Annotated in this window: 24 protein-coding genes; 7 read left to right on the top strand and 17 right to left on the bottom strand. The window is 48.4% G+C overall.

The features are described 5' to 3' along the window. Positions 1-5 precede the first annotated feature (5 nt). The 14 genes from AC0KH7_RS03490 to AC0KH7_RS03425 form a co-directional block, all read right to left on the bottom strand. Entirely contained in the window at positions 6-779 is a 774-nt protein-coding gene (locus AC0KH7_RS03490) for a TatD family hydrolase (RefSeq protein WP_472370745.1), read from the bottom strand. Between the two features lie 61 nt (positions 780-840). After that, a complete protein-coding gene (gene holB / locus AC0KH7_RS03485; RefSeq protein WP_472370743.1) occupies positions 841-1,818 on the bottom strand; it encodes a DNA polymerase III subunit delta' in 978 nt (325 codons plus the stop codon). A gap of 115 nt (positions 1,819-1,933) precedes the next feature. Continuing rightward, on the bottom strand, positions 1,934-2,584 hold the full coding sequence (tmk, locus tag AC0KH7_RS03480) for a dTMP kinase (RefSeq protein ID WP_472370741.1): 651 nt from the start codon (positions 2,582-2,584) through the stop codon (positions 1,934-1,936). A 25-nt stretch (positions 2,585-2,609) separates the two neighbouring features. Next, entirely contained in the window at positions 2,610-3,617 is a 1,008-nt protein-coding gene (mltG, locus tag AC0KH7_RS03475) for an endolytic transglycosylase MltG (protein WP_472370739.1), read from the bottom strand. Next, a complete protein-coding gene (gene pabC / locus AC0KH7_RS03470; protein WP_472370737.1) occupies positions 3,617-4,534 on the bottom strand; it encodes an aminodeoxychorismate lyase in 918 nt (305 codons plus the stop codon). Before pabC ends, mltG begins: the two co-directional genes overlap by 1 nt. A 25-nt stretch (positions 4,535-4,559) precedes the next feature. After that, the gene (locus AC0KH7_RS03465) at positions 4,560-5,903 is read right to left on the bottom strand and encodes an aminodeoxychorismate synthase component I (RefSeq protein ID WP_472370735.1); all 1,344 of its coding nucleotides are present in this window, start codon (positions 5,901-5,903) and stop codon (positions 4,560-4,562) included. A 44-nt stretch (positions 5,904-5,947) separates the two neighbouring features. Further along, entirely contained in the window at positions 5,948-7,186 is a 1,239-nt protein-coding gene (gene fabF, locus AC0KH7_RS03460; protein WP_472370733.1) for a beta-ketoacyl-ACP synthase II, read from the bottom strand. Between the two features lie 169 nt (positions 7,187-7,355). Continuing rightward, positions 7,356-7,592: an acyl carrier protein gene (gene acpP / locus AC0KH7_RS03455; protein WP_472370731.1), complete on the bottom strand. Its 237-nt coding sequence runs from the start codon at positions 7,590-7,592 to the stop codon at positions 7,356-7,358. 161 nt (positions 7,593-7,753) lie between these two features. Further along, positions 7,754-8,494: a 3-oxoacyl-ACP reductase FabG gene (fabG, locus tag AC0KH7_RS03450; protein ID WP_472370729.1), complete on the bottom strand. Its 741-nt coding sequence runs from the start codon at positions 8,492-8,494 to the stop codon at positions 7,754-7,756. A 9-nt stretch (positions 8,495-8,503) separates the two neighbouring features. Next, on the bottom strand, positions 8,504-9,427 hold the full coding sequence (gene fabD / locus AC0KH7_RS03445; protein ID WP_472370727.1) for an ACP S-malonyltransferase: 924 nt from the start codon (positions 9,425-9,427) through the stop codon (positions 8,504-8,506). A 49-nt stretch (positions 9,428-9,476) separates the two neighbouring features. Beyond that, a complete protein-coding gene (locus AC0KH7_RS03440; RefSeq protein WP_472370725.1) occupies positions 9,477-10,454 on the bottom strand; it encodes a beta-ketoacyl-ACP synthase III in 978 nt (325 codons plus the stop codon). Positions 10,455-10,478: 24 nt separating this feature from the next. Next, positions 10,479-11,519 carry a phosphate acyltransferase PlsX gene (gene plsX, locus AC0KH7_RS03435; protein ID WP_472370723.1) on the bottom strand — a complete coding sequence of 347 codons (1,041 nt, stop codon included), beginning with the start codon at positions 11,517-11,519 and terminating at the stop codon, positions 10,479-10,481. A gap of 95 nt (positions 11,520-11,614) precedes the next feature. Then, complete coding sequence (gene rpmF / locus AC0KH7_RS03430; protein WP_068647887.1) at positions 11,615-11,788, bottom strand: 50S ribosomal protein L32; 174 nt, start codon at positions 11,786-11,788, stop codon at positions 11,615-11,617. Between the two features lie 18 nt (positions 11,789-11,806). Then, positions 11,807-12,346 (bottom strand): YceD family protein, encoded by a 540-nt coding sequence (locus tag AC0KH7_RS03425; protein WP_472370721.1) that lies wholly within the window; start codon positions 12,344-12,346, stop codon positions 11,807-11,809. Between the two features lie 91 nt (positions 12,347-12,437). Here AC0KH7_RS03425 and AC0KH7_RS03420 point away from each other — a divergent pair, with 91 nt between their 5' ends. After that, the gene (locus tag AC0KH7_RS03420; RefSeq protein ID WP_472370719.1) at positions 12,438-13,046 is read left to right on the top strand and encodes a Maf family protein; all 609 of its coding nucleotides are present in this window, start codon (positions 12,438-12,440) and stop codon (positions 13,044-13,046) included. Between the two features lie 31 nt (positions 13,047-13,077). On the opposite strand, the gene AC0KH7_RS03415 is transcribed toward AC0KH7_RS03420, so the two are convergent. After that, a complete protein-coding gene (locus tag AC0KH7_RS03415; RefSeq protein ID WP_472357997.1) occupies positions 13,078-13,749 on the bottom strand; it encodes an HAD family hydrolase in 672 nt (223 codons plus the stop codon). Next, the gene (gene rluC, locus AC0KH7_RS03410) at positions 13,746-14,681 is read right to left on the bottom strand and encodes a 23S rRNA pseudouridine(955/2504/2580) synthase RluC (RefSeq protein WP_472370717.1); all 936 of its coding nucleotides are present in this window, start codon (positions 14,679-14,681) and stop codon (positions 13,746-13,748) included. The genes AC0KH7_RS03415 and rluC overlap by 4 nt, the downstream gene beginning before the upstream one ends. 703 nt (positions 14,682-15,384) lie before the next feature. Between rluC and AC0KH7_RS03405 the strand changes: the two genes are divergently transcribed. Continuing rightward, positions 15,385-17,841, top strand: coding sequence for an Rne/Rng family ribonuclease (locus AC0KH7_RS03405; RefSeq protein ID WP_472370715.1), 2,457 nt, complete (start codon positions 15,385-15,387; stop codon positions 17,839-17,841). Between the two features lie 117 nt (positions 17,842-17,958). Here the strand turns inward: AC0KH7_RS03405 and AC0KH7_RS03400 are convergent, their stop codons facing one another. After that, a complete protein-coding gene (locus AC0KH7_RS03400; RefSeq protein WP_472370713.1) occupies positions 17,959-18,447 on the bottom strand; it encodes a low molecular weight protein-tyrosine-phosphatase in 489 nt (162 codons plus the stop codon). Between the two features lie 92 nt (positions 18,448-18,539). Between AC0KH7_RS03400 and AC0KH7_RS03395 the strand changes: the two genes are divergently transcribed. The 5 genes from AC0KH7_RS03395 to AC0KH7_RS03375 all read left to right on the top strand — a co-directional run bounded on the left by AC0KH7_RS03395 (position 18,540) and on the right by AC0KH7_RS03375 (position 22,908). Then, the gene (locus AC0KH7_RS03395) at positions 18,540-19,685 is read left to right on the top strand and encodes a tyrosine-type recombinase/integrase (protein WP_472370711.1); all 1,146 of its coding nucleotides are present in this window, start codon (positions 18,540-18,542) and stop codon (positions 19,683-19,685) included. Next, on the top strand, positions 19,685-20,413 hold the full coding sequence (locus AC0KH7_RS03390; RefSeq protein WP_472370709.1) for a hypothetical protein: 729 nt from the start codon (positions 19,685-19,687) through the stop codon (positions 20,411-20,413). The genes AC0KH7_RS03395 and AC0KH7_RS03390 overlap by 1 nt, the downstream gene beginning before the upstream one ends. Positions 20,414-20,518: 105 nt before the next feature. Beyond that, positions 20,519-20,722: a helix-turn-helix domain-containing protein gene (locus tag AC0KH7_RS03385; RefSeq protein WP_472370707.1), complete on the top strand. Its 204-nt coding sequence runs from the start codon at positions 20,519-20,521 to the stop codon at positions 20,720-20,722. A gap of 1 nt (position 20,723) precedes the next feature. Continuing rightward, positions 20,724-21,797: a PriCT-2 domain-containing protein gene (locus AC0KH7_RS03380; RefSeq protein ID WP_472370706.1), complete on the top strand. Its 1,074-nt coding sequence runs from the start codon at positions 20,724-20,726 to the stop codon at positions 21,795-21,797. Further along, positions 21,790-22,908, top strand: coding sequence for a P-loop NTPase family protein (locus AC0KH7_RS03375; protein ID WP_472370704.1), 1,119 nt, complete (start codon positions 21,790-21,792; stop codon positions 22,906-22,908). Before AC0KH7_RS03380 ends, AC0KH7_RS03375 begins: the two co-directional genes overlap by 8 nt. Positions 22,909-23,335 lie beyond the last annotated feature (427 nt).

Genomic DNA, 23,335 nt, shown 5'->3' with positions numbered 1-23,335 from the left:
CCGGTTCATAACTTAAATAAACGTTTGAAATTGGCGGTCGTGGCGTCGGCCACCGTTTCTAACGGCAAGTCTTTCAGGCGCGCGATTTCTTCCGCCACGTAACGGGTATAACCCGGCTGATTCGTTTTACCGCGATACGGCACCGGTGCCAGATAAGGCGAATCGGTTTCCACCAAAATATGATCCAGTGGAATGGCTTTGGCGACTTCTTTCAACTCTTTGGCGTTTTTGAATGTCACGATGCCGGAAAAGGAAATGTAGAAGCCCAACGCCATCGCCGCCTGGGCCGTCGCCAAATCTTCGACAAAACAATGCATAATGCCACCGACCTGGTCGGCCCCTTCCTCTTTCAGAATCTGCAAACAGTCCGGTGTGGAGTTTCGAGTGTGAATCACCAAGGGTTTATCCAATTGTTTGGCCAACCGAATCATTTGCCGAAAACGGTCGGCCTGCCAGGTCATGTCCTCTTCATCCGCATTAAAATGATAATAATCCAGCCCGACTTCCCCCACCGCCAGCACTTTTGGATGCGACGCCGCGTTTAACAAGGCTTCATCGGTGGTGACCACATCTTTCGGCTCACACGGATGGATACCAATAGCGGCATACACTTCTTCATGCGCATCGGCCAGTGCTAACACCTCATGCCAAGCGGCCGGGCCAATGGCGATGCACATCATTTTATCGACACCCAATTCATGCGCTTTATTCAAAACCGCTTCGGTGTCTCCAATGTCGTCGGGTAAAATATTCAGGTGACAATGTGAATCAATAATCATCGTAAAACTCGTTTATTTGGGGTGTGATGCTCATCCAGTCGCGAACACACCCGTCATTCCATTACAAATCGCGACCGCGAATCAAGGTGCCGGAAAACGCCAGGCCTGGCTGATAATCCGGTTGATGCTGTTGTAGCCATTCCAGACAAATACCTTCCAGCAACAAATCTTTATTGACGTTCTGGTGCCAGTACTGACGCGCCTGCAACACCGCTTTTTGAAAAGCCAAGCAATTGGGGCTATAAGGCCGCTTCTGGCCATACAAAGCGGAACGCACCACATTCACCGACCAGGCGTAAAAATAATCCAACGCCACTTCCGGTTGGGGCCATTTTTTCCACTTTTCAACGGCTTGCGACACGCTTAACCGTCCCTGTTGCAGGCCTTTGATGTCGTCCTGCCAGGCCGATTCCCACTCAAAAGATTTTTCGTCAATCCAGGTTTTCGCGGCCACTGGGCCGCCCCAGTTCAACGTCAAGGCTTTTTTCAACAAGGGTAAGTCCGCTTGCGGCAACGATTGTTGCAGCCAGGCCAGCGCTTCATCACGCGACGGCGGCGCAAATGCCACCTGACGACACCGGCTGATAATCGTTGCCGGCAGAGCGCTCAAACGATGCGTGGTCAAAATCAACACCGTGCGTTCCGGCGGTTCTTCCAGCGTTTTCAGCAAAGCGTTGAAAGCCGATACATTCAAGGTTTCGGTCTCCAGCACCAACACCACCTTGAAACCGCCTTGATGCGCCGTGCGGCTCACCTTATCGGTCAACTCACGCACCTGATCAATGGTGATTTCTTTTTTATCGTCCAGCCGTTGCAACACGAAAAAATCGGGGTGGGTCGCCTGCTGGAACTGGTGACACTGTGCGCACTGCCCGCAAGCGGTGACACCCGGGGTCTGACACAATAAGCCTTGCGCCATTTCTCGCGCAAAGGCATCGATGCCAATGCCCGCGCCACCCGACAACAGATACGCCTGCCCCAAGTGGGCGGCTTGCTGCTGCCACTGCTGCCAAGCGGTTTCCTGCCAAGGAAAAATCATCGCGTCACCCTTCTGTCATCAATTACCTTGTAAGGTAGATTGATTCTCATTTCGTTTATGGAAAAGTTGCATTCTAACACCCTAAAGCATTTGGTGAAATGCATTTTGAAAAGACTTAGCTTAGCATGCTCATCAAAGCGGCTTGCAATTGCGCTTGAACCGCTTCCAACGGCTGCTGCGCGTCCAAGACGGTATAGCGCTCCGGCGCCTGTTCGGCCCGCATCAAATAAGTCGCGCGGACTTTTTCAAAGAAATCGATTTTTTCCTGCTCGAAACGGTCAATGTGCTGCCCTGACAGCTCGGCCCGCGCCGCCACCCGTTTCATGCCTTCTTCAATGGGTAAATCGAACACAAACGTTCGATCTGGAAAACGCCCTTTCTGCACCCATTGCTCGATTTCGGCAATGCGCTCGAACGGCAAACCTCGTGCGCCGCCTTGATAAGCATAGGTCGCATCGGTAAAACGATCGGAAATCACCCATTTTCCAGCCGCCAACGCCGGTAAAATTTTTTCCTGCAGGTGCTGGTTGCGCGCCGCGAACATCAATAACAATTCCGTATCCGGCGTCATCTCGCCGTATTGCTTATCGAGCAAAATGTGTCTGACCGCTTCACCAATGGCGGTACCACCCGGCTCTCGCGTCACCACTACGTCGATGCCTCGGTCCCGCAACCATTGCTCGATAAACATCAAATTGGTGGACTTTCCGGCACCTTCGGTTCCTTCGAGTGTAATGAATTGACCGGGCTGAGTGACTTGAGACATGAATAAATCCTATTGGCTGCTTGAGTTACTGACGCGACAAAATGTATTTTCGCACCGCACGATTATGCTCTTTCAGCGTGTTGGAAAACACGTGCTGACCATTGCCTTTGGAAACAAAATATAACGCTTTGGTGGTCGCCGGGTTCAGCACCGCACGGATCGCATCCGCACTCGCCAGAGCAATCGGTGTCGGCGGCAAACCATTGATGCGATAGGTGTTGTAAGCGGTTTTGGTCTGCAAATCTTTCTTGCGGATATTGCCGTCGTATTTGTCACCGATACCGTAAATCACCGTCGGGTCGGACTGCAACCGCATGCCTTTACGCAAGCGATTGACGAATACGCCGGCAATCATCGGCCGCTCGGGGGCATAGCCGGTTTCTTTTTCGACAATCGATGCCAAAATCAGTGCCTCGTAAGGCGTTTTAATCGGCAAATTAGCTGCACGATTTTGCCAGGCCTGCTGTAAGGCTTTCTGTAACGAGGCATGGGAACGTTGCAAAATCGACAGGTCCGTTTCGTCGGCGGAATAGAAATAAGTTTCCGGCAGAAACTGACCTTCCAAAGGTTGTTTCAACCCCAGCTGCGCTTGAATGGCGGCGGTGTCATGATAGTCGAGCACCTTTTCCAGCTTGGGCGAATTTCGCAGGGTTTCCAAGCCTTGTTGCACCGTTTCTCCGGCAATGAACGTCACCGGATACGTCACTGTTTTGCCTTGAATCAAGGCATCAATTAATTCGTCTAACGTCCAATTCGGGTGAATTTCAATTTCGCCGGCCTTCACCTGTTCTGCCTGACCACGCCATTTTAACACCCAGACCAGCCATTCCGGATGATGCACCATTTTAGCGTCATACAGCAAATGCGCGACTTTACGAGACGTAGCGCCTTTCGGAATTGACACCACCTGCGCATTGGTTTGCGAGGAAATCGGTTGAGTCAAAAACTGCTTGAAGGCCCAGCCTTCCACCGATAACCAGGTGACCAGCACACAGGCGGCCATCGTCATAAAAAACAGTTTGATTTTTTGCATTAAACCCGTAACCCTCGGATATTGGTTAAATTCATTTGTTGCCAGTTCAGCCAGGCCTGGGCAATTTTATCACTTTGATGCATGGCGTACGCCCGCTCCTGAAAATGGCTCACCGGCATCACACCGCGCAAGGCATTACAACAAAACAGCTCGTCAGCGGCCAATACATCCTCACGGTTTATCTCGCTCCATTCCACTGTCTGTTCAAACCCGCTTGCCTGCAAGGCTTGATTGAGCGAACGCAAACAGGTTCCAAAGACGCCGCTGTGCGTCAGCTTCGAAGTCAACAGCCGCCCGTCTTTGAGTAATACCAGATTGGCCTGAGTGGCGCTAATGACCCGTCCGTCACCATCCAGCATCACCGCTTCGTCAAACTCGGTCTCCAATAATGCCTGACGCGCCAAGACGTTTTCCAAACGATTCAAGTGCTTTAAACCGGCCAATTGGGTTTGGCGGGAAGCCTCAATGTTTGACACCGTCATCTTCAATCGAAAAAACGGCCAGGCCTTTATACCCTCTCGGGTGTGGTCGTTTTTCAATGTAAGGCTCTCTGTCGCGCCGTCTTCGGGAAACGGCAACCGCTGAATAAAGACCGACGGTTGCGGTTTGGCCAACGGCTGATAGCCCTTGCCGCCTTCGCCGCGGGTAATCAAAATCTTAATGACCTCCAGCGGTTGTGCCGGACGCGATTTGATAAAGGCAATCAAGTCGTTAATCATATTGACCGGATTCAACGCCGGAAAACCCAAACGTTCCTGGCTTTCATTCAAGCGCGCCCAGTGGGCTTCCCAGTTCGCCAATTGGCCATCGACCAGTAATATCGTGGTAAAGAAGCCATCGCCATACAACAAACCCCGGTCAAAGCCGGACTGTGAAATCGGTTCCCCATTCAGCCAGATTTGTGCATTGAACTTCATAACCACTCCTCTTTTCTACGACTCTTTAAACGTCACCCAATAAAGCATTCAAAAGCCCTTTGGCCTTATGACGCGATTCCTTTAACTCCCGTTCTGGAATAGAATCGGCGACAATCCCTGCACCGGTCCGAAACGATACTTGGCTTTCGCGTTGCAAAATCGTCCGAATCAGAATATTGAAATCCAACGAACCGTCCCGATTGATATAGCCTAAAGAACCGGTATAGGCTTGTCGAGGCATTTGTTCCAATTCGGCAATGATTTCCATACAGCGCACTTTGGGACAGCCGGTGATGGTGCCGCCCGGAAAGGTGGCATGAATGATTTCTAACGGTGTCATGCCCGGCTGAAGATGGCCGCGTACATTCGATACGATGTGATGAACATGTTCGTAGGTTTCCACCACCATCAGTTCATTGACTTCCACTGAACCGGGCAGACAGATTCGGCCGAGGTCGTTACGCTCCAGGTCAATCAACATAATGTGTTCGGCGCGTTCTTTTGGGTGGGAAATCAATTCTTCGATTAAAGCACGGTCGGCGGCTGAATCGGCACTGCGTTTGCGTGTGCCGGCAATCGGACGTGTTTCCACCCAAGGTGCGCGATACTGCACCAGACGTTCCGGAGAAGAACTGAGCACTTGCCAATCGCCAAACTGTGCACAAGCCGCAAACGGTGCCGGGTTGTTGCGCCGCAACGACGCGTACAAAGCGGCATAATCGGCCTCATTCAATTCAAAACGCCACTCACGTGACAGGTTGACTTGAAAGATATCTCCAGCCAGAATGTAATCTTTAATGGTTTCGATGCCGTTCAGATACTTGGCTTCCGGTTCTTCCCAACGATCAATGACGTGAATATCGGCCGATTTTTCCGCCAAGGCTTGTGCCGTCTCAAAATCCTGACGCATGGTGTCGAGACACGCTTCAAAACCGGCTTCGGCCATAAAGTGCACTTGGCCGGTTTGATGGTCGACAATCACCGCCGCCGGCACTCGAACCAACACCGCAAGAGGCAAATCCGAGAACGGCAGTTCCAGTGTCGGCTCAACCACCTGAGCATAGTCATAGCTGAAGTAACCGAACCACCCGCCGGTAAACGGTAAATCAGAAGTGATTTGCGGTAATTGAAGCGCCTGATAAGTCTCATGAAAGGCGTGTTGAAATGATTCGGCGTTGGCCAGGTCCGACAACGCTAAGGATTCCTGCGGAAAGGCAAACAAAATATCGTAACGACCCAGTTGGCCGTGCGCCACGCTCTCCAGTAAAAACGGATAGCGTGCCGCATTCAACTGATGCAACTTTAAAAGATCAACTTGTGGGCAGTCAATGGAAACAATTTCCATCCCCTGCGAAGACGTGGCGGCCATAGTTGGTCGAACCCTTGTTGATGTCGGTCGTAATCAGGAATTTATTAAACTTTGGCAAACACCAGAGACGCATTCGTGCCACCAAACCCAAGCGAGTTGGACACGGCATACTCAATTTTCGCCTGACGGGCTCCGTCGGACACAAAGTCCAAATCACATCCGTCCGCCGGGTCTTCCAAATTAATGGTCGGAGCCAACACCTGCTCTTGAATCATCAAGGCGGTGAATACGGCTTCCATCGCCCCGGCCGCGCCCAAAGCATGTCCGGTCATGGATTTGGTGGAACTCACCGCCAATTTGTGCGCGTGGTCACCAAAGACGGATTTAATCGCACTGGCTTCACACACATCTCCGGCCGGGGTCGAAGTACCGTGGGCATTGATGTAATCGATTTGTTCCGGGTTTAGCTCGGCATTACGCAGGGCGTTCTGGATACAACGCGCACCGCCTTCGCCGCCTTCCGCCGGTTTGGTCATATGATACGCATCACCGCTCATACCGAAACCGACGATTTCACAATAAATATGCGCGCCGCGTGCTTTGGCGTGTTCATAATCCTCCAGCACCACGGCCCCGGCACCATCACTCAAGACAAAACCATCGCGTCCTTTATCCCAAGGACGGCTGGCGGTTTGCGGATCATCATTGCGAGTCGACAAGGCTTTTGCTGCCGCAAACCCGGCCAAGCCCAACGGCGTAGTCGCTTGCTCCGCCCCGCCGGCCACCATGACATCGGCATCGCCAAACTGGATCATACGATAGGCATCGCCAATACTGTGCGTGCCGGTCGCACAGGCGGTGCCAATCGCCATATTCGGGCCCTTCAAACCGTGCATAATCGACAGATTACCGGACACCATATTAATGATGGAACTCGGCACAAAAAAAGGCGAAACCCGACGCGGGCCGGATTTCTGCAAGGTGGCATGTTGTTTCTCGATGGAACCGATACCGCCGATGCCGGAACCGATGGACACACCAATACGCTCGGCATTATCTTCGGTCACTTCCAAACCGGAGTCTTTCAAAGCTTGCGTACCCGCGGCCAAACCATAATGGATGAACGGATCCATTTTCTTCGCTTCTTTGGGCGTAATGTATTCGGTAATATCAAAATCTTTGATTTCACCACCAAATGTCACGGCAAAACCATCCGTGTCAAAGCCTTTAATGGTTTCAATACCGCTTTGCCCTTTCAGCAAAGCCGACCAAGTGGTTTCAACCGTATTCCCGACCGGTGTAACACAACCGATACCCGTTACCACAACACGACGCATTTTCATCTTTCATTCCTTTACATTCACACGCCACCGACGTTTGCCCGCCAGTGTTTTATTCCTTTGTCCCATGCGCCTTATGCCAAGCCCAACATATTAGAGGCTTCGCCATTTTTCAGTGGCCAGAAACAAAAAAAGCCGTAAAAACGGCTTTTCTGAAAACTTTTAGCTTAGATCAGTCTAGGTTCGCTTCTACATAAGCAGTTGCTTGCGCTAAAGTAGAGATTTTTTCTGCTTCTTCGTCAGGAATTTCGCAGTCAAACTCTTCTTCCAATGCCATAACCAACTCAACTGTGTCCAATGAATCCGCACCTAAATCATCGATGAAAGAAGCATCAGCGGTAACCTGATCTTCTTCAACACCCAATTGTTCTACAACAATTTTTTTGACGCGTTCTTCAATACTGCTCATGGAATATTCTCCGGTTTACTAGTTAAATTAAAATTCTTCTTTAAAAAATTCCGCTCATTTTCGCCTTATCTTTGTTTTTTTTCAAGCTATTTTGAAAAAACATCCAGACGCATTATAAGCCAAATCCGATACCCTAGGGTTAAAAAAGCCTGAATCGGCTTTTAAATCATGTACATACCACCATTTACATTAATGGTTTGGCCGGTAATATAACTGCCGCCTTCCGACGCCAAAAAGGTCACGGTCTTGGCAATGTCTTCCGGCTCGCCCAAACGCTTCAATGGAATCTGCTGTGTCAGGGCATCGCGCTGCTCTTCCGGCAAGGCACGCGTCATATCGGTATCGATAAATCCAGGCGCGACGGTATTCACCGTTACGTTCTTGGCACCGATTTCACGCGCCAGCGACTTGGTAAAGCCCATAATCCCGGCCTTGGCTGCAGCATAATTGGTTTGCCCTGCATTCCCCATCACGCCCACAACGGAGGCAATGTTGATAATGGCACCTTGCTTGGCTTTCATCATGCCTCTCAAACACGCTTTGGACATGCGGTAAACCGAACTTAAATTGGTATCGATGATGTCGTCCCACTCATCGTCTTTCATACGCATCAACAAATTGTCACGCGTAATCCCGGCATTGTTGACCAGAACCGTCGGTGTGCCGAATTCTTTGGCCACCTCGCCCAACACCGTAGCAATCATCTCGGCATCCGTCACATTCAAGCACTTGCCCACACCTTGCGCGCCTGCTTCCTTTAAATAGTCGGTAATGGCTTGCGCACCGTTTTCGGATGTAGCCGTTCCAATGACCGTTGCGCCATTTGCCGCCAAATCCAAAGCGATCGCCTTTCCGATGCCTCGGCTCGCCCCTGTTACAAAAGCTATTTTTCCAGATAACATAGGTCTTCCTTAGAGAGTTTCCAACGATGCCGTAAGTGTAGCCGAATCGTAAACGGCTTGCATCCCCATTTTACGATCAATGCGACGGTTCAACCCCATCAACACCTTGCCCGGACCCAGCTCGTATAAACGCTCGACCCCCAGGGCTTTCATTTTTTCAACCGTCTTCACCCATTGCACCGGACGGTACAATTGTTCCACTAATGCCTGTTTGATTTCCGCTTCCGAAGTGGAAGTTTCGACATTGACGTTATGCAGTACCGGAATCGCCGGAATGTTCAATGTCATGCCGGCCAACTTATCCGCTAAAGCCTCCGCGGCCGGCTTCATCAAGGAGCAATGAGACGGCACACTGACCGCCAACGGTACGACGCGTTTCGCACCCGCCTCTTCAAACACCGGCAAAATAGCATCCACCGCGGTTTTCGCGCCGGCAATCACCACTTGGCCCGGAGAATTGAAATTCACCGCCTCCACCACACCGTCTGCAGCGGCACAAATGTCAACAATCTGTTGATCTTCCAACCCCAGGACAGCGGCCATGGCGCCTTCACCGGCCGGTACGGCGGATTGCATCAAGCGCCCGCGTTCAGCCACCAGTTCCACGCCTTGCGCCAGGCTCATCACACCCGCGGCAACCAAAGCCGTGTACTCGCCCAGGGAGTGCCCGGCCAGATAGGCCGGTGCCAAGGTTTTCTGTTCCGCCATGGCATGCCAAATGGCGATACCCGACGTCAACATGGCCGGTTGCGTCACATCGGTTTGGTTCAATTTTTCATCCGGACCGTTTTGTACCAGACTCCAAAGGTCGTAGCCTAACGCCTCGGAGGCTTCGTCAAAGGTGGATTTTACAACAGGATGGCTATCGGCCATATCGGCCAGCATTCCGACGGATTGCGATCCTTGGCCGGGAAAAACAAACGCGTATGACATAATAAACGTTCCTTAAATCTGATTAATCTGAATTCTGACCAGGCCTGCTTCAGAACCGAAGCAGAGCGGAGCCCCACGTAAAGCCGCCACCAAAAGCTTCCAACAGCACCACCTGGTTCTTCTGAATGCGACCGTCGCGGACCGCTTCATTCAATGCCAACGGAATCGACGCGCTGGAGGTATTGGCGTGTTTTCTGACCGTCATCACGGTTTGATCGTCGCCCAATTTCAATTTGCGCGCCGTGGCTTTAATAATGCGGGAATTGGCTTGATGCGGCACCAACCAATCCAAGTCTTCTTTCTGCATTTGGTTGGCGGCCAGTGTTTCCGCGGCAATTTGGCTAAGCGTGTTCACGGCAATCTTAAACACTTCATTGCCTTTCATTGACATGGTTCTTTCTGCCACCTCATCGGTTTGTGGTACCTTGGACGGGCCGGACGGGACATGCAACAACTCTTCATACTGACCGTCGGCATGCAGGTGCGTAGATAAAACACCGGTTTCTTCCGAGGCTTCGAGCACCACCGCACCGGCACCATCGCCAAACAACACGCAGGTATTACGGTCTTCCCAGTTGGTGATACGAGACAAGGTTTCCGCCCCTACCACCAAAACACGTTGAGCCATGCCGGTTTTAATGTATTGGTCTGCAACACTCAAAGCGTACACAAAACCGGTGCAAACAGCTTGTAAATCGAAAGCTGGCGCACCGTGGTTGCCCAAACGGGCTTGCAACAGAGTTGCGGTACTTGGAAAAATTTTATCAGGTGTCGTGGTGGCCACCAGAATCATATCGAGTTCTTGAGGTGTCACGCCAGCCATTTCCAATGCTTGTAGCGAAGCTTGCTCGGCCAAATCACAGGTAGTTTGACCTTCGGCCGCAATGCGTCTTTCTTCAATCCCGGTCCTTTCTCGAATCCACTCGTCGCTGGTGTCCACCATTTTTTCCAAATCGGCGTTGGTCATCACCTTTTCAGGGAGGTAACCTCCCGTTCCAATAATTCGACTGTAGATTTTTTGACTCATAAGACCTGCTTTAGCTGTCGCCTGTTATTCTTGTTTTTCCAAAGGAGTGTCGTCGGTATGGCTATCCAGAATCGTTTTCACTTCCGATGCAATCAACTCCGGAACGTTTTTGATCACTTCCAAGCGCGCTTCGGCAATGGCGTGATAAAACGAAAAGGCATCGGCACCGCCATGACTTTTAATGACAATTTTACGTAACCCCAACAATGAGGCCCCATTATAACGTCTAGGGTCGACTTTTTCTTTAAAAGCTTTCAAGACAGGGTAAGCCACCAAACCGGCCAATTTGGTCAGTAGATTTTTATTAAAGGCGTCTTTCAAATAGAAGGCGATCATTTTGGCAACCCCTTCACTGGACTTCAATGCCACATTGCCGTCAAACCCGTCACAGGAAACCACATCAACATCACCTTGATAGATTTCATCGCCTTCCACATAACCAACGTAATTAATGGAACTGTTTTTCAATAATTCATTGGCATCCTTAATACGCTGATGCCCTTTAATCTCTTCTTCGCCGATATTCAATAACGCCACGCGAGGCTTGGCGTTATTATCAACCGCGTTCGCCAAGACCGATCCCATCACGCCAAATTGCGCCAAACTCTGGCCGTCGGCGCCGACGTTCGCACCCAAATCCAATACATGCACATGACCTTTCATCGTCGGCATTTGAGTACAAATGGCCGGACGATCAATCCCCGGCAGGGTTTTCAGCACAAACTTGGAAACCGCCATCAGGGCCCCGGTATTACCGGCACTGACCGCTGCCTGAGCAACGTCTTCTTTCACCAGATTCAACGCAATACGCATGGACGATTTACGTTTATTTCGCAAGGCCTTGGAAGGCAAATCATCCATCTCAACAATTTGTTCCGCATGTTCGACCGACAACCGTGACTCATCATACTGATGTGACGCCAGTGCCTTTTCAATCAGGGGTTGATTACCCACTAACACAATCGAAAGATCCGGAAATTTTGACAAAGCTTCCAAGGAAGCTGGAACAGTTACCTTAATACCGTGGTCACCGCCCATCGCATCGATAGCAATTTTAATACTCAAGGTCAGATCCTAAAAATAGTAATCCAAAAAAATAGAATGGGGAATGCAAAAGAAATGAGAAACCCCGATCGAGCGACCGGGGTTCCCTAAAAAGATTATTTGTCTTGAATGACTTTTTTGCCTTTATAGTAACCATCAGCCGTTACATGATGACGACGATGAACTTCACCAGTGGTTTCATCAACGGTGATCGGCGCAGTGGTCAACGCATCGTGCGAACGACGCATACCACGTCTTGAAGGGGTTTTACGACTTTTTTGTACAGCCATCTTAAATTCTCCTGAATATTAATTCGGGTTGTCTTTCAATCCTTTCAAAGCGGCGAAAGGATTTTCCTTTTTTTCTAATTCTTTATCTTCCGGCAGAGTGTTTTCCTCAGGCGGATTCTGGTATTCCATCTCACTGGCGTTATCAATTGCAGACAAAGGCACTGACAACATCAGTTCGTCTTCAACCAAATCCATCAATGAGATTTTCTCTTCCGACATTTCATACACTTCCACGTCGGAAGGCAACTCTTCGGCCAGAGCCATTGACTCAACGAACACACCGGTAACCGATGATGAAGAAGGATAATCAAAACTTTTTAACGAGCGTTGACATTCCAACGTGAAAATCGTGTCCAATTGCATATCAAACGCATGCATTTTGTATTGCGGATGATAATAAAAGTGCACGTCCACCTCCACATCATGTTCTGTCGAAACAAGCAGCTGCTTCAAGCGTGGAAAACGCGCCTGATTGACTCGCGCAACAAATCGTTTATCATGTTGCGAAGAGTAAACAGGGTCAATCAAATCCGGAAGCTTGTCAAACATGGCGCGCATAATACCCCCATTACATCCCAAAGTCAAAAATAAATGACGATAATATCCGTCACACCATTTTCGCAAAATTTAAAAAAAACAAAGGCCTAGCATGACTTCGACGTCATCTCACCCACAAATCGTTCTGGCATCGACCTCCCCCTTCCGCAAAATGTTATTGGAAAAACTCGGCGTACCGTTTGAAACAGCCAAACCCGAGGTCGATGAAACCCCACAAACCAACGAAACGGTTGCCGAAATGGTCAGCCGTCTGTCACTGGCAAAAGCCAAAGCCATCGCCCCGAGCTACCCGAACGCACTGATCATTGCCTCCGACCAAAGCGCCAGTTTCCAGGACCGCCCCATCGGCAAACCACACCATTACGAAAACGCCGTTAAGCAGCTTCGGCAATTCAGCGGGCAAACCATTACCTTTTGGACAGGCCTGGTGGTTTTGGACACTCGCCATAACACCTCCCAACAAACATTGGATGAAACACGCGTCACTTTCCGCACCCTGACAGAAACCGACATTCACAACTACCTGGTACTCGAAGAACCTTACCAGTGCGCTGGAAGCTTCAAATCCGAAGGTTTGGGCATCACGCTATTTGAATCGATAGAAGGCAAAGATCCGAACGCCTTAATCGGCTTGCCGCTGATTGACTTGACGCATTTCTTAAGACAATGCGGCCTGCAACTGCCTTACCTGCCGGATTAACGCACCCGGCGACCATTCGCCACTTGGCCATTTAACCGTGCGGCAACAATCGGTCTTTTAACCAGGCCTGCATCGACATTAAATCGTCGAAACTGGCCACCGGGTCAAACCCTTGCAGGCGCTCCAACTCATGCACGCCATGACTGAGTGCAATCCGATCCATATCAATGGTTTGCGCCATCTGCATGTCAAATTCGGTATCCCCCACCATCACCGCCTGCTCCGGCACCAGATCGAACTCATCCAAAATTTGTTGCAACATCAACGGACTCGGCTTGGATTCCGACTCCACCGGGGTACGAGTAAAGTGGAAATAGGGTTCAAATCCGACCTCATCCAACACCTGATCCAAACCTTTTCGGCTCTTGCCGGTGGCAATCGCGACTTTCACGCCCTCACCTTGCAGGAACTGCAACAAGGCTTCCGCGCCCTCGAACGGCAACATCGGCACACAGGATTCATCCAAAAAACAATCCGTATAGCCCTTGGCCATCGCCTCAATGCCCGATGCATCCACATCGGGATACAGCGTTAGAATTGCTTTCTCCAAACTCAAGCCGATGATTTGCTTGGAAACATCGTACGGCAATACCGGAAAACCGGCCCGTTCGGCCGCTGTCTGAATCGACGACACAATGCGTGCTTCCGAATTCATCAGCGTTCCATCCCAGTCAAAAATCACACACTGGTATTGCCTTGTCATGCTTTTCCTCCCCGCAAATTCGTCAAGGTTAATTCAAAATCGTCGTGTAATGGCGCTTCCACTTTTAACCAGGCCTGGGTGACCGGGTGCTCAAACCCCAGATATTGCGCATGCAGGGCCAAACGTTTCATACCCAGCTTTTTATACGCTTTATTCAAGGTTTTATCGCCATACTTATCATCGCCCACCAACGGACAACCTTGCGACAAAGCGTGCACCCGAATTTGATGGGTTCGCCCGGTCTTAAGGCGCACCGCCGCCAATTCACAATCGTCAAAACGCTCCAACACCCGAAAATAGCTCACCGACGGTTTGCCTTCTTTCGACACTTTCACGACCCGCTCACCGGATTTCAAGGTGTTTTTTAACAACGGTAAATCAATTTTTTCCAATCCTTTAGGCCAATGATGGGTCAACAGCGCCAGATATTCTTTGCTCATTTTATTTTCACGAATCTGCTCATGCAGCGCTTTTAACACCGAAGCTTTTTTCGCCAACAAAATACACCCCGACGTCTCCCGATCCAAACGATGCACCAACTCCAAACGCTTTGCCAGAGGGCGCAGTGCGCGCACCACTTCAATCAACCCCCATTGAATGCCACTGCCGCCATGCACCGCTACACCAGACGGCTTATTAATCACCATCAGGTCTTTATCTTCATACAAAATACTGTCTTCAATGCGCTGCAACTGACCGGTCGGCACCGTGGATTCATGCTTTTCCGGCACTTTAATCGGCGGCACTCGCACCACATCGCCGTCAACCAAGCGTGTATTCTGCTTCACCCGCCCTTTATTGACTCGCACCTCACCCTTACGAATAATCCGATAAATCAAGGTTTTAGGCACATTACGGTAATGGCGCATCAAAAAATTATCCAGGCGCTGCCCTTCATCCTCCGATGTCACCTCAAGAAACTTCACACCCATAAATTTTTAAGCCTTCCCAAAATTAAACCTAGCCCACTTACCCACCTTTATCCAACGGGGTGAAACGGCCATTTAGCCCAAAAACCGTCTATTTTACCTTATCCCGATACCTAAATCAGGCTTTGTCGACATTCCTGGATGCCCTTGCACTACGGCCTCACCAACGCCTGAAAATATTTAAATTGCATGGCGCGCCAAGGAATGTTATATTTAAAGCGCAATAAAAGAACATAAAAGTAGCTGTTTTTCATTTAAATCAATAAGCTATTGCGGCTTCCAAAAACAGCGCTTAAAGAATTTTTTAACCTGAAGTGACCTTGTCAGCAGGCTAAGAAGCGAATAAAAAGTTAGTCGTCGCACCCGCAAGCAAACGCGACGTTCATAAGACGACGGTCTAACCACACGAGAGCAAAAGCATTAAGAACTGAGCGAATAACAAAATTAATTAGAACCGCAGCAACCTGCCCTTCTGATTGGCTAAGAGCGTTTACCATTTTATTCACAACCGATAAACCGCTCGAAAAAAACGACAACCTCAAAAAAAGCAATCGACTTCCGGCCATTCAAACCACAGTCCGGTCATTGCAAACAAGAATAAACGGTTGATTCAAGACGCCTAATCGCTCAGCGACCTTTCTCGTATTATCCCCTTCCCCCTGCTTCGACATGCGAGCTTCCTTCACAATAAATAAAAGAGAATCGCATGAAAAGAATGCTGATTAACGCTACGCAATCCGAAGAGGTGCGTATTGCCTTAGTCGATGGTCAAAAACTATATGATCTAGATGTCGAAACCCCACACCACCAAAAGAAAAAAGCCAATATTTACAAAGGCACTGTCACTCGAATTGAACCGAGTCTGGAAGCGGCTTTTGTAGACTACGGTGCCGAGCGCCACGGCTTCCTGCCTTTCAAGGAAGTCGCCGAAGAATATTACCCTGAAAACGCCAAAGGCGAACGCCTGTCGATCAAGGACATCCTATCCGAAGGTCAGGAACTCATCGTTCAGGTTCAAAAAGAAGAACGGGGCAATAAAGGCGCGGCACTGACCACGCAAATCACTTTGGCAGGCCCGTATGTCGTGATGATGCCGAACAACCCGAAAGCCGGTGGCATCTCACGCCGCATCGAAGGCGACGATCGCTCCGAAACCCGTGATGCCCTGAAAGATTTGGATATGCCGGAAGGCATGGGGTTGATTATCCGCACCGCCGGTGTCGGCAAATCCACCGAAGAACTGCAATGGGGTGTAAACTATCTGGTGCAACTGTGGGAAGCCATTCAAAAAGCCTCCGCAGAAAAAAGCGCCCCTTTCCTGATTCATCAGGAATCCGACATTGTCATCCTCGCCATTCGTGATTATCTGCGCCAGGACATCGGCGAAATCATCATCGACGACATGGAAACCTTCCACAAAGCACGTGACTTTGTGCAACATGTCATGCCGCATCAGGTTTATAAAGTCAAACCTTACCAGGATACCATTCCACTGTTCACGCGCTTCCAAGTTGAATCGCAGATCGAAACCGCCTATACCCGTGAAGTGACTTTGCCGTCCGGCGGCGCCATCGTCATCGATATCACCGAAGCCTTGACGTCCATCGACATCAACTCCAGTCGCTCCACCAAAGGGGGTGACATCGAAGAAACCGCTTACCACACGAACCTGGAAGCCGCCTGCGAAATCGCACGCCAACTTCGCTTGCGAGACATCGGCGGTCTGGTGGTGATTGACTTCATCGACATGCACTCGAACCGTCACCAACGTGACGTGGAAAACAAAATGCGTGACGCGGTGAAATCCGACCGTGCCCGCGTGCAAATCGGCAAGATTTCACGCTTCGGCCTGTTGGAAATGTCACGTCAGCGTCTGCGCCCTTCCATCGAAGAATCCACCCAAATGGTTTGCCCTCGTTGTAAAGGGACCGGAGTCATTCGCGGCGTACAATCACTCGCCCTATCCGTGCTTCGCCTTCTCGAAGAAGAAGCCATGAAAGAAAACACCCGTCGCGTCACCGTGCAACTTCCGGTGGAAGTCGCTACTTTCTTATTGAATGAAAAACGCCACCAGATTACCGGTATTGAAGATCGCCACAATCTGCATATCCTCGTGATTCCAAACGAACACTTGGATACGCCGGATTACCGAATGGAAAGAACCCGTATCGGCGATGAAATGGCGATTGACTCCAGTTATAAAATCAAAGAAGTCATCGAGAAAGAAGAAGCACAACAGCAAGCCAAACCGAACCTAGCCAAAGAAGAACCGGCCATCAAAAATATGCAGCCTAGCTCCCCGCCACCGGCACCGACGGCGCCAAAAGAGGAAGTTAAACCCGGTTTATTCAAACGTTTATGGAAAGCCTTATTCGAACAGGAACAAGCGGAAGAAGAACCCAAAAAAGAAAATCGCTCCCGGAATAACGGACGTAACGGCAACCGAAATAACCGTTCGCGCAACAATAACCGACGTCGCTCATCCGAGAAAGACAGTTCCGAAAAGAATGACGGCCGCCGCGACAACAAACGCAACGACCGTACCGATGCCAAATCCGGCGAACGAAAAACCGAAGGGAAAGACAACAGACGTCGTCGCCCTCGTTCACGCACTAACAATACCGACAAAAACGAAACGGTCACCGACAACAATGCTAAACAGGCGAATAACAAGCCAAACAAAGCCAAAGAGTCTAAAGAAAGCAAAGCCGTCGGCAAAACGGTGAAGAACACTGAAACCGATGCCACGCCATCCAATAAAGATGGAAATAAAGACACGGCTTCCGAACGCCCAAGACGCCGAAGCCGCTACAACACGCGTAGCTACAACGGTCGCCGTCGCAAACCGGAAGGTGCTGAAACCATGTCGATTCACAATCTGCCGGCACCGGACACCGATGCGAAGCCATCACAGGAAGCGCCCAAACCTTCCAACGACAATGTGAAAACGGACAACGTTGCGGCTGAAAAAAAGGCGGAACAAGCTCAAACCAAGCCACAGAAGACATCGAAGTCGGAATCTCAATCTCAGGCAGACACAGCCAAATCGGCTAAGAAACCCGAGAAAGAAGCCGCTTCCAAGTCAAACGAAAGCCAAGCGGACAAAGCGGACACGTCAGCCAATCCGGCCAAAGAGGATGCTTTGGAAAGCACGAAGTCTTAATCCTAGCCGGTGGAAACACCGCTATTCTTAAGCTGCAAAAACGACCAGGCCTGGTCGTTTTTGCGTTTTAAGCCCCCAAAGAACAAAGAACGTCTAGACAATCCCGTCACACGGTTTTTACAAATGCTTTTGCTTAATCTCGTCCAGCAAGCCTTTGGAGGCCGCTGTCACCAAATCAAACACATGATCAAAGCCCTGCGGGCCACCATGATACGGATCCGGCACCTCGCGCTCTTCAAATTCTGGTGCAAACTCCAAAAACAACCGGATTTTTGTTTGATGCTCCGGCAAGGCCATATCCATTAAATCGGCATAATTCATATCATCCATCGCCAGAACATAATCGAATTCCATCAGATCCCCAATATCCACCGGGCGAGACCGTAAATCATCCATGGGTATGCCGCGTCCGTGAGCGACTTGAATGGATCGACTATCGGCCGGTTTGCCTTTATGCCAGGACGCCGTTCCTGCGGAGTCAATTAAAATTTGATCCTGCAAATTTTCCGCTGTAACCAAATTCCGAAAAACCGCATGCGCTGTCGGCGAGCGGCAAATATTGCCTAAACAAACAAAGAGTACTTTTACTGGTTTTTTATTGTCCATAACTATCTGTAATTCCTGTATTTATTGTATGTTGCTGTTTTTTGTTGTATCATGTAATTCATGGATATAGTACACACAAAGGTACACACAAAATGACAACTGTTAAAATAACAAGCGATACCAAAGTAAGCAAACTTACCTTTGATGGCAAGGCCAAAGATTATGGTATCGGTGACGGTTTATATATTCGCGTCCGCCCATCTTCCAAAACATGGCTATTTAAGCGCAAGATAAACGGCAAACGCAAGGTTAAAACAATCGGGCAGTTTCCAGACATTAAAATCAACGAAGCCAAAAGAAAGGCATTGCAGCTTAAAAACGAGTTATCCAGTGCTATCTCAAGCACAAAAATAAAAGAGGTTGCAGAGCGATATTACGAAACGTCAATCATTGGCACCGTAAACAAAAAAGGAAAACCACATAAACGCCCGCACATGACGTGGCGTTATCTTCAAATATTGGTTGATGAATACGGCCACCTGAATATTGATTCAATCACACCCGACCAGATCGAGCGGCTAATAATGAACTATAAAAACTCTATCGCTAAAAACGGTCGTGGTGATGGAGCGCGTGCCGCAAATCAGTGTTTTATCACGCTCAAAACATTTATGAAAACCGTTTCAGTTGCCCGCCTGTTTTCTGGAACCAATCCAATTGATTTGGTCAATCCAAACATTGCAGTCTATTCATACGACAACGGGCGCGACCGTGTTCTGACTGATGACGAAATCCGCATGATCTTCGAGAGCGAACATCCCAACGCTAGAACACTTAGATTCATTCTCTTAACCGGGCTTAGAATTTCAGAAACACGGCATGGCTATTTGGATGGCGATTACTGGCGATTGCCGAAAGAATTCTCTAAAAACGAAATTGAGCATTGGAGTTATTTGCCGCCGCTGGCAAAAGCGCAACTACCACTCCCCCGGATGACCGACACCAATTTGCAGGCATGGTTGCGCCGATGGCTTGAAAGCAAAGGATACTCTCAACAATCCCGCTTCACCCCGCATGATTTACGCCGTACTTTTTCAACTCGACTGCATGACCATAACCGCGATACAGACCAAGCCGACACCATAGGCGACATACCGCCCTACATTGTCGAGAAATGCCTTAACCATAAATTAAGCGGCGTTATGGCGGTTTATAACCGTGCTGAGTACAAAGCGCAACGCATTGAAGCCGCCAAGCTAATGGAACAGATTGTTAATGAAATTTTGGAGGGCGAATAATGGATAAAGAAACCATAAAGCTATATTGCCAAACTATGGTTTGGGGTGCCAAAGCGTTCAAAGGAATGAGCGAAAAGGAGCGTTCAGAAGCACAGTATAAAATACAGGAATTGTTAAATTTTGTCGCTAATGCCACCAAGGAGCAACAAATAGAATTTACCAGACTTTACAGCATTTACATTGATGAAGAACAGGAACTTCAAGACAAAAAGACGGAAGAAGGCCACTGCAAAAATAAAAGAATATACATACTAAGGAGCATATTTCAGCGTTCAGATTTTGCATTACCCTATACCGACAGAATCGAATCTAAGAAGCTTAGAGAGGATGTTAAGGCACTGGAAGAACATGGCCGAATTGACTATTACAAACACGAAGAGACCATAAGAAACCTATTAAACACAAAGGAACGCATAGCGCTTGCTATGAGAGCCTATACTGGCGACATGCCCGACTGGTTAGAGCATTTTATCAGACTATACCTTCAAGGCGACATCAAGCTAAAGGGCGGGAAAAACGGTTCTGAATGGTCAAAATATTGCGATATAGTCGGAATTTACCACGACCTTAAAAGATGCGGGTTTACAAACCCTGACATTTATCAGTTTATCGCTGAAGAATTAGAAGTGCCCGGCTTTGATGATTTTTTTCAATACGACACCAGAGCCGGAGGCATATCAAAAGGAGCGGACACAGTAAGCAAGTTTATTAAACAACGCACCAAATAGAGTATTGCCCCCACGTCAATGCTCTAAATGAACCACCCTTTCACATCTAGGACAATCCCTCTGAAACGTTAACAAACAACTACTAATTTCAAGGGGTAACCAATCATGACCAACACAAACCAATCATTAGCACTTACCGTAAAACAAGCCCGCGAAGCACTGGGCGGACTCTCTCAAACCCTTTTCTATGACATCATCAACAGCGGCGAACTAAAAACGTTCAAAATCGGCCGTCGTCGTTTGATTAGTCGAGAGGAATTACAGCGTTATATCAGCGAATTACAGCAGAGAGAATCGGAGGGCGTTTGAAATGAAAGAAGCGACCGCAGAGAACAGCCGCCTAAACAATAATGCTCATGATAATTATAACAAAAATTTAGTAATGGCGCTCAACCTTAAAAGCCTACTTGACCTATTGAATTTCATAGAACCGCAATGCCCAAGAGAAGATTGGGTTAAAACCTTAATGGCGATTAAGTCTGAGTTTGGCGATGCTGGAAAAGATATTGCAAAAGAATGGAGTGCAAACGCTGATAACTTTAACAATGCAGACTTTGAAAGCACATGGAAAAGCATTTCGACTACTGGCGGCATTACTATTGCAACACTCATACACCAAGCCAAGGCCAACGGCTGGCAACCTGAACAAGATCAGTTAAGCCGAGAAGAGTTTGCCAAGCGTGAAAAAGAAGCACGACAGCGGCGCCGTGAGCAAGCTAAACAAAGAGAGCTTGAACAGAAAAAACAGCTTAATGAACATTTAAGGGTTTCAGAAAAAGCGTATAAGCTTATCGAACATTGCCAACCTGCACCAAAAGAACATCCCTATTTAGTTCGCAAACGTATTAAAACTCATGGTGCACTGATCAGCAATGACGGATATTTTAAAGGCTGGCTAATCATTCCTATTTACGGAAGTTATGCGCCTTTTATTGGGCAACTTATGAACGTTCAAGCTATATCCCCAGATGGTGACAAACGCTTCCTAAAAGGCGGTAAAAAATCCGGTGGCTATTATCCGATTCAATGGGTTGAAAATGCCCCGATTGTAATTTGTGAAGGATTTGCCACAGGTGCCAGCCTTTCCGAACACTACACGCCAGAATGGTCGGTAATCGTGGCCTTTGATTCTGGAAACCTGAGAGCGGTAGCTTGTGCCTTTCGAGATAGTTACCCAAACACTCAAATCATTATTGGCACGGACAGCGACCCGCAAGGCATTAAAGCGGCTGAAAAGGCGGCTATATCTGCAAACGCTGAAATCATCAAGCCAGACTTTCAAGAATGGGAAGACGGCAACGACTTCAACGACCGAGCAATTCTGGATTTAGGCTATGCGATCGAGAAGCACCCCGAAGCCGTGCAAGGAGGTTGTCATGCCTGATGTTGAAACCAAGCCGCAAATGTCTAAGCCAGTGCCGCACCATTTGCCCGACAATTTGGAAAACCAGCCTAAATACTCACTTGAACAGTTTGTTTTAAATGGAAGTGCTAACGTAATGAAACAGAAAATGCTTGATGATAAATATATCTTGGGACAACTTGCGCTATTAGGTCAAGGAACCGTTTTTTATGCAAAACCCAACAGCGGGAAAACGCTTTTAACTATTTGGCTAATCACAGAAGCAATAAAAAAAGGTGAACTAAATGGGCGTGATGTTTTTTATGTGAATGCTGATGACACCTATAAAGGCCTTGTTTTCAAACTGGAACTGGCCGAACGTTATGGGTTTAATATGCTTGCACCCGGTCATAATGGATTTGAAGCGAAACATTTTACCGGCATATTGAACGAGTTAATTTCCACACAACAGGCAAGCGGTAAAATCATCATCTTGGACACGCTTAAAAAGTTTACTGACTTGATGAAAAAGGACAAATCAAGCCAGTTTGCTGAAATTGTAAGGCAGTTTATCAGTCATGGCGGTTCGGTCATTATGCTGGCACACACGAACAAGCACCGGGACATGGAGAACAATCTCATTCCAGCAGGAACGAGTGATATTATTGATGATATGGATTGCGCTTATGTGATTGATGAAATCAGTAATAGCGGCGGGGTTAAGGTGGTGGAGTTTGCAAATATTAAAAACCGTGGCGATGTTGTGGAACGAATCAGCTATGAATATAAGTCTGGCCCGGACGTGAAGTACACCGACAAGCTGGACAGTGTCAGAGCGCTGGAAGATGAAGAAATTAAACGCGCCCGAGAGGTTAGAAAGATTAACGAACAACTGGAAAAAGATTCCGAGATTGTGGAATCAATCATTCAGATTATCCACCAACAGCCGAACATTCTAAAAACGGATTTGGTAAGGCTAGTGCATGAAGACATAGGCACAACTAAAGACCGGGTTAGAAAAATCCTGAACCGGTATGACGGCGACGACCAGAACAAGGAACACAAATGGCAATCCCAGAGGGGAGAAAAGAATGCCCAGACCTATGAACTCAATTGGTGGGTATCAATTGACCAGAACAGAAAAGCCACTTAATCAACCCTTAAAGTTATTAACTTGAACCGCTGTAATGGCGGTTTTTTTATGTCTGACCCACACACCTGGAAAACTGGAAAACTAAAATGCCGATTTTAGCAATCACCAGAAGAGTGAAGACTTGAAACCCCTATAAACAGTGAGTTTGCACAGTTTGCTTAGTTTGCTTAGTTTGTTTAGTTTTATTAGTATTCAGTTTTTCAATAGGGTGGGTATAGAGAGAAACAACACACCCCCGAACGGCTAAATATTCACTTGCTTAAATTCTGGTTATTTTTAGACCCCTACCCCTCCCGCCATTCTATTTCAGAAGAAAGACCAAAGAACCGCACCACCAAGCAACGAAAACTAAAAAATAATATTTGTTTGTTATAATAACATAATGTATTTTGTTATATTTCAATTACTTATAATCTATTGTGTGTCA

This window comes from Hydrogenovibrio sp., from assembly GCF_965140365.1.
Lineage (GTDB): Bacteria > Pseudomonadota > Gammaproteobacteria > Thiomicrospirales > Thiomicrospiraceae > Hydrogenovibrio.
The sequence above is the reverse complement of the archived record's forward strand: the minus strand, read 5'-3'. Positions and strand labels throughout refer to the sequence as shown.

Bases quoted from the DNA above. Each gene is read 5' to 3' on its own strand.
- AC0KH7_RS03490 (WP_472370745.1), bottom strand. From the start codon at position 779: ATGATTATTGATTCACATTGTCACCTGAATATTTTACCCGACGACATT.
- holB (WP_472370743.1), bottom strand. From the start codon at position 1,818: ATGATTTTTCCTTGGCAGGAAACCGCTTGGCAGCAGTGGCAGCAGCAA.
- tmk (WP_472370741.1), bottom strand. From the start codon at position 2,584: ATGTCTCAAGTCACTCAGCCCGGTCAATTCATTACACTCGAAGGAACC.
- mltG (WP_472370739.1), bottom strand. From the start codon at position 3,617: ATGCAAAAAATCAAACTGTTTTTTATGACGATGGCCGCCTGTGTGCTG.
- pabC (WP_472370737.1), bottom strand. From the start codon at position 4,534: ATGAAGTTCAATGCACAAATCTGGCTGAATGGGGAACCGATTTCACAG.
- AC0KH7_RS03465 (WP_472370735.1), bottom strand. From the start codon at position 5,903: ATGGCCGCCACGTCTTCGCAGGGGATGGAAATTGTTTCCATTGACTGC.
- fabF (WP_472370733.1), bottom strand. From the start codon at position 7,186: ATGAAAATGCGTCGTGTTGTGGTAACGGGTATCGGTTGTGTTACACCG.
- acpP (WP_472370731.1), bottom strand. From the start codon at position 7,592: ATGAGCAGTATTGAAGAACGCGTCAAAAAAATTGTTGTAGAACAATTG.
- fabG (WP_472370729.1), bottom strand. From the start codon at position 8,494: ATGTTATCTGGAAAAATAGCTTTTGTAACAGGGGCGAGCCGAGGCATC.
- fabD (WP_472370727.1), bottom strand. From the start codon at position 9,427: ATGTCATACGCGTTTGTTTTTCCCGGCCAAGGATCGCAATCCGTCGGA.
- AC0KH7_RS03440 (WP_472370725.1), bottom strand. From the start codon at position 10,454: ATGAGTCAAAAAATCTACAGTCGAATTATTGGAACGGGAGGTTACCTC.
- rpmF (WP_068647887.1), bottom strand. From the start codon at position 11,788: ATGGCTGTACAAAAAAGTCGTAAAACCCCTTCAAGACGTGGTATGCGT.
- AC0KH7_RS03425 (WP_472370721.1), bottom strand. From the start codon at position 12,346: ATGCGCGCCATGTTTGACAAGCTTCCGGATTTGATTGACCCTGTTTAC.
- AC0KH7_RS03420 (WP_472370719.1), top strand. From the start codon at position 12,438: ATGACTTCGACGTCATCTCACCCACAAATCGTTCTGGCATCGACCTCC.
- AC0KH7_RS03415 (WP_472357997.1), bottom strand. From the start codon at position 13,749: ATGACAAGGCAATACCAGTGTGTGATTTTTGACTGGGATGGAACGCTG.
- rluC (WP_472370717.1), bottom strand. From the start codon at position 14,681: ATGGGTGTGAAGTTTCTTGAGGTGACATCGGAGGATGAAGGGCAGCGC.
- AC0KH7_RS03405 (WP_472370715.1), top strand. From the start codon at position 15,385: ATGAAAAGAATGCTGATTAACGCTACGCAATCCGAAGAGGTGCGTATT.
- AC0KH7_RS03400 (WP_472370713.1), bottom strand. From the start codon at position 18,447: ATGGACAATAAAAAACCAGTAAAAGTACTCTTTGTTTGTTTAGGCAAT.
- AC0KH7_RS03395 (WP_472370711.1), top strand. From the start codon at position 18,540: ATGACAACTGTTAAAATAACAAGCGATACCAAAGTAAGCAAACTTACC.
- AC0KH7_RS03390 (WP_472370709.1), top strand. From the start codon at position 19,685: ATGGATAAAGAAACCATAAAGCTATATTGCCAAACTATGGTTTGGGGT.
- AC0KH7_RS03385 (WP_472370707.1), top strand. From the start codon at position 20,519: ATGACCAACACAAACCAATCATTAGCACTTACCGTAAAACAAGCCCGC.
- AC0KH7_RS03380 (WP_472370706.1), top strand. From the start codon at position 20,724: ATGAAAGAAGCGACCGCAGAGAACAGCCGCCTAAACAATAATGCTCAT.
- AC0KH7_RS03375 (WP_472370704.1), top strand. From the start codon at position 21,790: ATGCCTGATGTTGAAACCAAGCCGCAAATGTCTAAGCCAGTGCCGCAC.